We start from the raw sequence: 9,926 nt of genomic DNA, 5'->3' as shown, positions 1-9,926 counted from the left end.
TCCATTCCCTGGTTCCTGTTTCGTGACTGTTCAGAAACCTACGCGGAGGACGGCGTGCTCACGTCTCAGGCACGCTCAACCACCCACGGATCAGTCAGTAGAGCCTTAATTCCGTGGTTGAAGAGACAGCCAGTACCTACCGCAGCTTCGCCCGCTACCAGGCTCGCGGTGTCTCCCCGATCTACGAAGACTGGGCCAATGGGATTGCCGACGATCCGATGCTGCTCGACCGTCTTGCGAACCGGCCGGCTGACAAGCGCCAACCGAACCTGCTCTTCGCCGCGGCCCGTCATCTCGGATGCACAGCAGTATCGGCCGCCGACCTCCGATCATGGCTGATCTCCCACTGGGATTCCGTCACCGCGGTGATGCTGTCTCACGCTACGCAGACGAATGAGGCGAGCCGGTGCGCCACCTTGCTGCCGGTGCTGACACAGATCCCAGGTCCGTTGGCGCTCATCGAGGTTGGGGCATCGGCGGGACTGTGTCTGTATCCGGACCGATACAGCTATGACTACCGCACCGACGCCGGTGCTGTACGCGTCGACCCGCCGGGTGGCCCCAGCTCGGTGGTGCTGCCGTGCACGATCTCCGGTCCTCCGGTCCCCGACTCTGTTCCCGAGGTGGTGTGGAGGGCTGGTCTCGACCTCAACCCACTCGACGTCACTAGTGAGTCGGATATGCGATGGCTGGAGTCCCTCATCTGGCCCGAGCACGAGGCGCGAAGGCAACGACTGCGGGCAGCCTCTCAGATCGTTGCCGCAGACCCGCCCCGAATTGTCACCGGGAATCTGCTCACCGACCTCGATTCCCTCATCGCCGAGGCTCCGGCAGAAGCGACCGTCGTTGTGTTCCACTCGGCGGTGCTCGCCTACGTGAATGCAGAAGCCCGCCGAAAGTTTGCTGATTCGATGGCCGCGCAGCCCTCAGTGGTGTGGATCAGCAATGAAGGCGCAGGCGCGTTCCCGGAATTCGATGAAAGCGTCGCCCAGCAGGCCAAGGGACGGTTCGTCCTCGCAGTCGACGGCGAACCCGTCGCATTCACTGGACCGCATGGTCAGTCGTACCGGGGACTCACCCCGAGACCCGCCGACTTCTAGGCAAAACCCACAGCCGCTACCCCGGGTCTATTGCCGACGCTCGAGATAGAGAAATTCCTCTTCCCTCAAAGCGTATTACGTAATACAATAAGAAGTATGTCGAAGCGCATTATCAATGGACACGAAGTCTCGGACGAGCAAGTACAGGCCTGGGCAGACGAAGCAGAAGCCGGTTACGACGTCGATCAGCTGAAGCGGCGCTGGGGACGGCCACCCCGTGCTGAGAAGGCCTCCCAGGTCATTCCGACACGCTTTTCCGACTCCGAGCTGGCAGAGCTGATGGAGCGCGCGGATCGCGAGGGCATGGACCGCTCGACCGCAATCCGCACTGCAGTGCGAGAGTGGTCAGCAAAGTGATCGTCTCGCCATCGGCTCGAAAGCACGGGATCAGCGATGAAGACGCCTTGTGCGCCGCGACGGCAGTTCTCGCCGGTGGCCCACTGGATGACGAGCACCCGCGACGGGAACTGCGCATCGGTCTCGACAATAAGGGAAGACTCCTCGAAATTGTGGTGCTCATATGGGACGACGGAGAGATTGAGATCATCCATGCGATGAAGGCACGAGCCGAATATCGCCGCCTCGTGTTCTGACGTCACGGAAGCCAGATCGGTGGCAGCTTCGCGATCCACGACGCGTTTCACGACTTCTGTTCGCCCGCCGACCGGAACGCCCCGTCAGTGCGGCATGTTCGCAAACCGCGAGCGCGCACCCTGGAAGGCGACCTTGATCTCGCCGGTCGGGCCGTTGCGGTGTTTGGCGACGATGATGTCGGCCTCACCGGCGTGCGGGGACTCGGGGTCGTACATGTCCTCACGGTGGATGAGCAGCACCATATCGGCATCCTGCTCGATCGAACCGGACTCACGCAGATCCGAGATCATCGGCCGCTTGTCGGTGCGCTGCTCGGAGGACCGGTTGAGCTGCGAGAGCGCGATGACCGGGACCTCGAGCTCCTTGGCCAGCAGCTTGAGCGACCGGGAGAACTCCGAGACCTCCTGCTGACGCGACTCCACGCGTTTGCCGGAGGACATCAGCTGCAGGTAGTCGATGACGATGAGCTGCAGGTCGTGCTGCTGTTTGAGCCGGCGGCACTTGGCGCGGATCTCGGTCAGTGCCATGTTCGGCGAGTCGTCGATGTACAGCGGCGCATCGTGCATCCGCGACATCTTCGCCGCCAGCGTCGTCCAGTCCTGTTCGGAGACCTCACCACGGCGCAGGTTCTGCAGCGGCACCCCGGATTCGGCGCTGAGCAGGCGCATCGACAGCTCCTGCTTGCCCATCTCCAGCGAGAAGATGACAGTGCACTGGCGTGCGGCGATCGCCGCTGATCGCGCCATGTCGAGGGCCAGCGTCGACTTGCCGACGCCGGGACGGGCGGCGATGACGATCATCTGGCCCGGATGCAGGCCGTTGGTGAGGTTGTCGAATTCGGTGAAGCCGGTCGGCACGCCGACGGTGTCGTCGCCGTGTTCGCCCATCCGCTCGATCTCGTTGGCGGTGCTCTCCATGATCTCGCCGAGGCGCACATAGTCCTCAGCGGTGCGCCGTTCGGTGACCTGGTAGATCTCGGCCTGCGCGCGGTTGACCAGATCGTCGGTGTCGCCCTCGGCGTCGTAGCCCATCTGCACGATCCGCGTGCCGGCTTCGACCAGCTTGCGCAGCATCGCACGTTCGCGCACGATCTGGGCGTAGTAGCCGGCGTTCGCCGCAGTCGGCACGGAGGCGATGAGCGTGTGCAGGTAGGTTGCCCCACCCACCCGGGCCAGCGATCCGGCCTTCTGCAGGGCATTGGCGACGGTGACCGCGTCGGCGGGCTCACCGCGGGCGTAGAGGTCGAGGATAACGTCGTAGATCGTCTCGTTGGCCGGCTTGTAGAAGTCCTCACCGCGCACCGTCTCGACGACATCGGCGATCGCGTCCTTCGACAGCATCATGCCGCCGAGGATCGACTCCTCAGCATCGAGATCCTGGGGCGGAGTCCGCATGCCGGCCTCTGCCCGCTGCCACTGATCGTCTGTCATCGGCGCCTTTCCATCCGCTGTCTGCTGTCCCACTGTAGCCGCTCGGGAACCTGCCGACATATCGCCTGCAGGCGGGTGTGAATGGCCCCGCACGCGAGGTGCCGGCCGCGTGTGGACGCGACCGGCACCTCGGCGACGGCGGCTGTGGAGGCTGGCTGTGCCAGCCGGGCTCAGCGGGTGGTGACCTTGCCCGACATCTGCGCGACCGGCTGCAGGAACAGCGGGCGGGCGGCGATCCAGCCGACGGCCACGACGATCATCGCGATGGCGAACATGATGAAGCCCCACCAGCTCGTGGCGTTGTCACCGGTCCACGAGAACATCATGTTGAGGTTGTGCCTCATGCCGCTGGTGAACACGAGCAGCACGTGGATGAAGATGAAGCCGACGAAGTAGAACATCACCGGCAGGTGGATGGCACGCGCGACCGGAGCCGGGTAGGCCTTGGAGATCGGCCAGGTGTTCTGCCAGATCGGCGACATCCGCACACCGGTGATCGCTGCCAGCGGGGCGGCGATGAAGATCGTGACGAAGTAGGTCATCACCTGCAGGGCGTTGTAGTTGACCCAGGCCATCTCCTGCGGCCAGTCGAACGACAGGTACTGCAGGCCAGCTGAGATCATATTCGGGAAGATGTCCCAGCTCACCGGCACGACGCGCGCCCAGTGGCCGCTGGCGAACAGCAGGATGACGAAGATGAGGCCGTTGAGCAGCCACAGCACGTCGAGGCTCAGGTGCAGCCACAGGTAGATGCTCATCTTCGTCGGCTCGGCTGCGCCCTTCTTCCGGTTCTTCACGGTGCGGGTCCAGTACGCCTCCGGCTTCTGCTGGGTGCGCACAAGCCAGCCGGAGCGGATGATGAGCACCATGAGGAAGATGTTGAAGAAGTGCTGCCACTGCGCCCACCACGGGAAGCCCTCCGGGGTGCCGGCAGGCAGCTCCGAATGGCCGGGGTACGCGGCGAGGAACTCCTGGCCGCTGGCAGAGCCCAGGAACATGCGCGCGAGCACGCCGGCGATCGCCAGCACGGCGAGTGCGATCGGGACGATCCACACGAGCTTGAAGAACGGCGATTCGCGGAACGGGGTGCCGCCGCCCTTCTTCTTTTTCTTCTTGCGCTTCTTCTTGCTGTCCGCTGCTGCCATGAGGTTTTCCTCCGCCGAAGTTCCACAGCCTGATGGTCATTGACTCTGACACCTGACTTTAGCGCCTGTCATCGCCCGGCGGGGCATCGGGTCCCGTTCCCGAGGGGCACATCAGGCTGCCAGCGCCATCCGCTCTGTCAGCGGCCGGGTCAGGGAGAGGCCGGCGCGCACGATGAGCGCACCGAGGACGACCGAGCCGAGCATGATCGCCATCGTGACAGGTGAGAGGACCATCGCGAATCCGGCGAGCGGGGCGACGAGCAGCAGCCCGATCGACGCCGCGATCGCTGAGACCCACACGATGGGGGTCATGACGGCGGCGACGTTGATGCGGTGCATCGTCACAGACTGCATGCCCGCAGCCCCGAGGGTCTCGTAGGTGTCGCGCCGGTCGTAGATGTCGACGGCCTGGTTGAGCACTGCGGAGACGGTGATGAGCACGAACGAGATGCCCAGCGTCAGCAGCACACCGGTTCTGACATCGGCAGCCAGCAGCACCTCCGCCGGCGACATATAGGGCTGGTCAGTGGGCTGCATGAGTGCCACTCCGGTGCCGGCGAACGTCGCAATGAAGGCGGTCATCGCAATGCCCGAGGCGCGGCGCCAGTACTGCTTGGGCTCATCGGAGAGCATGCGCGCGGCGATGAGCTTCTCGGCCGTCTGCGCCCGCTTGGCGCGCAGGTGGGCGATGAGACGCACGGCGAGCACACCGATGACATTGACGACGAGGAACCCGCCGGCCACGACGCTGAGCAGGATGGCCGCGATGATTCCACCTTCGAGCGGAACCATCTTGACTGCGGTGATGCCGGCGAACAGCAGCGCACCCACCGCCACTGCCACGACGATCCGGATGAGCGGGAACGTCCGGTCCAGGGCGCGGGCGCGCACACCGAGCGGTGAGATCGAGACCTTCCGCAGGCCGGTGAGGGTGGAGATGAGGCAGATGAGCAGCAGCCCGGCGAGCACGACGGCCATGAGCCACAGAGGCAGCATCATGTTCTCGAATCCGAGGCCAGCACCTTGGAACGGAATCTGACTGACGGGCACGAGCAGCAGGAAGTACCCGCCGATGCCGGTGATGAGCCCGACTGTCGCGAGGACGAGGGGTTCTGCGATGGCGAGGATGGTGATCGTCGCTGTGCTCGCACCCATGAGCGAGAGCGTGGAGAGCCGTTGATCGTGGCGGCGGGCCGACAGCTTCGCCGAGGCCATGCCGAGTGAGGCGGCGGGGATGACGAGCAGCACCGTGGCCAGCGCAGCAAGTATCCGGTAGACCTCAACGACGTCACCGGCACCCGGGGGGTTCCAGTGCAGAAACGCCCACAGCCCGCCGGTGACGAGCAGGAACAGGCTGGCGCTGGCCATGAACGCCAGCATCGTCAGCATCGCCGGCACCCCGGCGAAGGTCTGGCGGGACAGCAGCAGGGGCATGACAGAAAGAGCATTGCGCATGATGGTCCTCCTTCAGCCCTGGAGCTGCGAATAGTGACGGGTCGGCGCCGCGCCCGAGGCGGTGGCCGGGTAGGCACGGGTGTGCTGGGCCGGTGCGTGGGCCGGTTGCGCCGGAACAGGCCCGGCAGAATAACCCGGTGCCTGCTGGTCCGGTGCCTGCTGGGCGGAATCGTGGACGATGCGGCCGTCGGAGAGTGTGACCACCCGAGAGCAGGTCGCTGCGACCTTGGGGTCGTGGGTGACCATGATAAGGGTCCGCCCACGCTGGACGGTTGAGCGCATGAGCACGTCGAGCACCTCGGCCGAGGTGGTGGAGTCCAGGGCACCGGTCGGTTCGTCGGCGAAGGTGACGAGCGGGTCGTTCATCTGCGAGCGGGCGATCGCCACCCGCTGCTGCTGGCCGCCGGAGAGCTGGCCGATGCGCTTGTCGTAGTGGCCGGCCAGGCCGAGGCTCTCAAGCCAGCCGACTGCGGCCTGTTCAGCCGCTGCGCGCGAGGCCCCGTTGAGCATCGCGGCGATGGCGACGTTCTCCTTGGCGGTCAGCTCCGGCATGAGCAGCCCCTGCTGGAAGACGAAGCCGAATGCCGCACGGCGCAGGTCGGTGCGCTTGGCGGCTCCCAGGCTGCTGATCTCGCAGGGCTGCCGGCGGCTGCCAGCCAGGGTGACAGCACCGCCGGTGACAGGGATGATGCCGGCCAGTGCGTGCAGCAGGGTCGTCTTGCCTGAGCCCGAAGCACCCATGACGGCCAGCGCCTCTCCCTCCCGGACGGTGAGGTCGATGCCGGCGAGTGCCTGAGTCGACTGGTAGGCCTTGGTGATCGTATGCGCGGTGAGGATCGGTGTGTTCATACTTGAAGTCTCCGCCTGTGGCCGGCTGAGCAGAATGCGGTTCTCCCTGCAGCCCGGTCCGGAAATCCCCACCTTCGGCACCTCCGGTGACCCCCACCTCGGGCGCGGGAACTGCAACGGCATGCATCCCCCAGCGACCCCTGACAGCACGGTCAGGCAGTGCTAGGGTCGAATGTCCGGCAGGTCACACCCCAGGTCCTTCCGCCCGGACGGCGCCGTCCGGCCGACATCACATCCCCGCCCCCGAAGGACACCCCTCCGACATGCCCCCGACTCATCCCCACCCCCGTTCCGGTGCCGCGCGCCTGATCGTGCTGCCCGCGCTGGCCTTCATCGCCGCACTCCTGCTCGGTGCTGAGCTCCTCACCAGCCCAGCCGCAGCCGCCCAGACTGCCCCGCTGCGCGTGCCGGTGACCTCGATGTCCGACGAGGCAGGCAGCCAGACCATCCTCATCGCCGACCCTGTGCCGCTGCCGGCAGGCGCCACCACCACGCGGCTCGAACTCGAGCTGCCGGAGGGCTGCGAGCTCGGCGCGGATGCCGAGCTCAGCTGCGGCGCTGGCTCCTTCACCTTCACCGCGATGATCGCCACCCCTGAGGGCTTCACTGAGCTGGCCGTCGATGCCGCTGAGACTGGCTTCGAGATCACGACCGAGGAACCGGCTGGGGAGGACGAGCTGCTCGTGCCGATCTTCAGCCCCGCTGAGTTCGATGTCGATGACAACGCTGCGAAGGAGATGCTCGCCGAGCTCGTGCTCGGCAACGGCACCGCCGCAGCACCCGATCCGGCCGCGCCCGCAGGCGCAGCGCCGATCCTGGCTCCGTATGCGGAGGCGATCGACCGTCCGGAGCAGGTCACGGTTCCCAGTGGCTATGTCTACGACCCGGATCATGATCAGAAGGCGCTGCACGACTACTGCACGTGGTCACCGGACCAGTGGGGCAAGGCCGACTTCCGCGGACCGTGCGCCCGGCATGACATGTGCATCGAAGCCGATCTCGACCTGCCGCGCCCGGAGCGCAAGGAGCGCAGTAAGAACTGCGACAGCACCTTCCTCGATCATCTCGTGCAGAACTGCGACTACGGCTACTACGACGCCGGCGTCAAGCGCCGCGGCTGCCATGTGATCGCAGATGTCGCCGTGGCCGGCAACACCGCGATCTCGTGACCACACACAGCTCGGCAGCCGCACCGCTCGGGGTGCGGACCCTGCCGCCGGTACTCGTGGCCGCCTCGGTCGCGCTCATGTTCCTCGGCGGGGCGCTGTCCACCCGGGCGGGGCTCCTCCTCGCTGACCTGCTGGCGATGACAGCCGTGGCGGCGGCTGCCGGCCTCATCCTCATGCTGAGTCTGCGCGCCGCGCGCGGGGCGGTGGCCGGCGAGCGCTGGCTGCGGCTGGGAACCGCCGGGGTCGCGGTCGCCGCGGCGATCGGTGCGGTCGTGGCGATCGGGATGAACATCGCCGATCCGCTCGGCATCAGCTTCGCTGTGCCGATCATCTGGCTGCCCACCTCACTCGTGCTGCTGACGACCTCGCTCCTCGTCCTCGCACTGCCGAGTGGGCCGGCGCCGAGATGGCAATTGTGACGCCGACCCATCGATCATTCTCTATCGCCGGCCGCGTTGCGCCGGGATAACCGGCTTGCGCGTCTCATCCTGAGGAGAAGTCCGCAGACACCAGCAGCGATCCACAGCAGCACAATGGCTGTGTACCCGCCCGTCGACACCGTCGCCGCACCGGCCGGGCTCTCACGCAGCCAGAACCCGGCTCCGAACACCGCAAGGCCAACCGGCAACATGATCAGGGTCGTGCGCCAGCGCGCGTCGAGCCGGGCTGCCGCGTACCAAAACCAGCCGAAGAGAAATGCAAGCGGCAGCGCTCCTAGCACCAGCAAGATAGTCGACATGACTCCCTCATCTCCTGAGATTCTTTACAATCGCGCCGCATGACCCGAGCCCAAAGAAGTCCCAAATGAGCGGAATCCTGCTGCTGCCGCGACCTCGGGCTATGGTAGCAGCAGAATCACCCCGTGCAGGAACAGCCCGACGAGCGCGCCGATGACGGTTCCGTTGATGCGGATGTACTGCAGGTCCTTGCCGACGTAGAGCTCGATGCGCTCGGAAGCCTCCTTCGCATCCCAGCCGGCGATCGTATCGGAGATGACGCTGGCGATCTCCGGGCCGAAGGACTCAGCCAGATCGCCGACGGTGATCGCCAGCCGATTGTCGATCGCGTGGGAGAACTCGGCGTCCTCGACCATCCGGGTCGCGGTCTGGTCGAGCAGCGCACGCAGCCGGTGGTGCACCTCGCCAGAGGTGTCGAGCACCGCCCCGCGCAGCAGCCGCTTGAGTGAGGCCCACACATCGAGGACGGCCTGGACGACGCCCTCTTCGCGCAGCAGGTCGTCGATGACGTTCTCGGCGCGCTTCGCGATCGAGGTGTCCTCGCGCAGGTTGGCGGCGAGTTCGAGAAGCCACCGGTCGAGGGCCTGCCGGGCCTTGTGGTAGCGGTTGTCGCGCACATCGGAGATCCATTCGAGGACTTCGCGGCGCAGCCGGCGCGCGACCCCTTCGTTGACGAAGGACGGCACCCAGTCCGGGGCCTTCTGGGCGACGACATCGTCGATGACCTGCGGGTTGGCCGCCAGCCACGTGTACGCCTCGCCGACGACGAGGTCGACGAGCCGGTGGTGGGCGCCGTCCTGCACGATCTCCTGCACGAGCCGGCCGAGCACCGGCGACTTGTGCGTATCGACGAGCTTGGGCACCAGCACCTCGCGGGTCAGCGCCTCGATCGCATCATCATCGACGCGCCTGAGCACATACTCCAGGCCCTGCCCGGCGCGGGTGACGACGATCTCCTGGTTGCCCGGCTCCTTGAGCCAGGCACCGATGCGCGCGGTCACCTGGGCATTGCGGATCTTCGCGGCGACGGTGACGGAGGTGAGGAAGTTCGCGGCGACGAAGTTCGACATGCTCTCACCCAGCACGTCCTTCTTGCGCGGGATGATCGCCGTGTGCGGGATCGGCAGCCCGAGCGGGTGCCGGAACAGCGCGGTGACGGCGAACCAGTCGGCGATCGCCCCGATCATCGCCGCCTCGGAGCCGCGGGCGACGAACCCCCACACGCCGGTCAGGTCGGTGAAGACGTGAGTGAGGACGAAGATGCACGCCGCCAGCACCAGCAGCGCGGTCGCCAGCAGCCGCATCTTCCTCAGCGCACGTGCCCGTTCGAGGTCGCCGAAGGTGTCGTCGATGCGCGCCGGTGCGGTCGGTCCGCTGGGCCCGGCCGTCGCCGAGGTGGCGGGCGAGTGAGTCATGTTCCCTATTCTGACAGCTCGGCCCAGGCTCC

The 9,926-nt window shown here is 66.3% G+C and carries 11 protein-coding genes; 5 read left to right on the top strand and 6 right to left on the bottom strand.

Annotation, left to right across the window (positions count from 1 at the left end):
- Nucleotides 1–113: 113 nt before the first annotated feature.
- The 3 genes from ACFFN1_RS15520 (at nucleotide 114) to ACFFN1_RS15510 (ending at nucleotide 1,693) form a co-directional block, all read left to right on the top strand.
- Nucleotides 114–1,100: a DUF2332 domain-containing protein gene (locus ACFFN1_RS15520; RefSeq protein WP_376841770.1), complete on the top strand. Its 987-nt coding sequence runs from the start codon at nucleotides 114–116 to the stop codon at nucleotides 1,098–1,100.
- A gap of 96 nt (nucleotides 1,101–1,196) precedes the next feature.
- Nucleotides 1,197–1,457, top strand: a complete 261-nt coding sequence (locus tag ACFFN1_RS15515) for a ribbon-helix-helix protein, CopG family (protein ID WP_102162481.1) — start codon at nucleotides 1,197–1,199, stop codon at nucleotides 1,455–1,457.
- Nucleotides 1,442–1,693, top strand: a complete 252-nt coding sequence (locus ACFFN1_RS15510) for a BrnT family toxin (RefSeq protein WP_376841768.1) — start codon at nucleotides 1,442–1,444, stop codon at nucleotides 1,691–1,693. The genes ACFFN1_RS15515 and ACFFN1_RS15510 overlap by 16 nt, the downstream gene beginning before the upstream one ends.
- An 84-nt stretch (nucleotides 1,694–1,777) precedes the next feature.
- On the opposite strand, the gene dnaB is transcribed toward ACFFN1_RS15510, so the two are convergent.
- From dnaB to ACFFN1_RS15490, 4 genes are all read right to left on the bottom strand, one after another.
- On the bottom strand, nucleotides 1,778–3,124 hold the full coding sequence (gene dnaB, locus ACFFN1_RS15505; protein WP_175293557.1) for a replicative DNA helicase: 1,347 nt from the start codon (nucleotides 3,122–3,124) through the stop codon (nucleotides 1,778–1,780).
- A 170-nt stretch (nucleotides 3,125–3,294) separates the two neighbouring features.
- The gene (locus ACFFN1_RS15500; protein ID WP_376841766.1) at nucleotides 3,295–4,269 is read right to left on the bottom strand and encodes a cytochrome b/b6 domain-containing protein; all 975 of its coding nucleotides are present in this window, start codon (nucleotides 4,267–4,269) and stop codon (nucleotides 3,295–3,297) included.
- Between the two features lie 111 nt (nucleotides 4,270–4,380).
- Nucleotides 4,381–5,724, bottom strand: a complete 1,344-nt coding sequence (locus ACFFN1_RS15495) for an FtsX-like permease family protein (protein WP_376841765.1) — start codon at nucleotides 5,722–5,724, stop codon at nucleotides 4,381–4,383.
- A gap of 12 nt (nucleotides 5,725–5,736) precedes the next feature.
- Nucleotides 5,737–6,573 (bottom strand): ABC transporter ATP-binding protein, encoded by an 837-nt coding sequence (locus ACFFN1_RS15490; RefSeq protein ID WP_376841763.1) that lies wholly within the window; start codon nucleotides 6,571–6,573, stop codon nucleotides 5,737–5,739.
- A gap of 263 nt (nucleotides 6,574–6,836) precedes the next feature.
- Here ACFFN1_RS15490 and ACFFN1_RS15485 point away from each other — a divergent pair, with 263 nt between their 5' ends.
- Together ACFFN1_RS15485 and ACFFN1_RS15480 are read left to right on the top strand one after the other, a co-directional pair.
- Complete coding sequence (locus ACFFN1_RS15485; RefSeq protein WP_376841762.1) at nucleotides 6,837–7,742, top strand: phospholipase A2 family protein; 906 nt, start codon at nucleotides 6,837–6,839, stop codon at nucleotides 7,740–7,742.
- Nucleotides 7,739–8,161, top strand: coding sequence for a hypothetical protein (locus ACFFN1_RS15480; protein WP_376841761.1), 423 nt, complete (start codon nucleotides 7,739–7,741; stop codon nucleotides 8,159–8,161). The genes ACFFN1_RS15485 and ACFFN1_RS15480 overlap by 4 nt, the downstream gene beginning before the upstream one ends.
- Nucleotides 8,162–8,175: 14 nt before the next feature.
- Here ACFFN1_RS15480 and ACFFN1_RS15475 read toward each other — a convergent pair whose 3' ends face one another.
- Both ACFFN1_RS15475 and ACFFN1_RS15470 read right to left on the bottom strand, forming a co-directional pair.
- Nucleotides 8,176–8,481 carry a hypothetical protein gene (locus tag ACFFN1_RS15475; protein WP_259844345.1) on the bottom strand — a complete coding sequence of 102 codons (306 nt, stop codon included), beginning with the start codon at nucleotides 8,479–8,481 and terminating at the stop codon, nucleotides 8,176–8,178.
- A gap of 99 nt (nucleotides 8,482–8,580) precedes the next feature.
- Nucleotides 8,581–9,894: a DUF445 domain-containing protein gene (locus tag ACFFN1_RS15470; protein ID WP_376841760.1), complete on the bottom strand. Its 1,314-nt coding sequence runs from the start codon at nucleotides 9,892–9,894 to the stop codon at nucleotides 8,581–8,583.
- Nucleotides 9,895–9,926: the final 32 nt, after the last annotated feature.

The organism is Brevibacterium otitidis (assembly GCF_042429315.1).
GTDB classification, from domain to species: domain Bacteria; phylum Actinomycetota; class Actinomycetes; order Actinomycetales; family Brevibacteriaceae; genus Brevibacterium; species Brevibacterium otitidis.
This window is presented reverse-complemented; position numbering and strand designations above follow the sequence as displayed.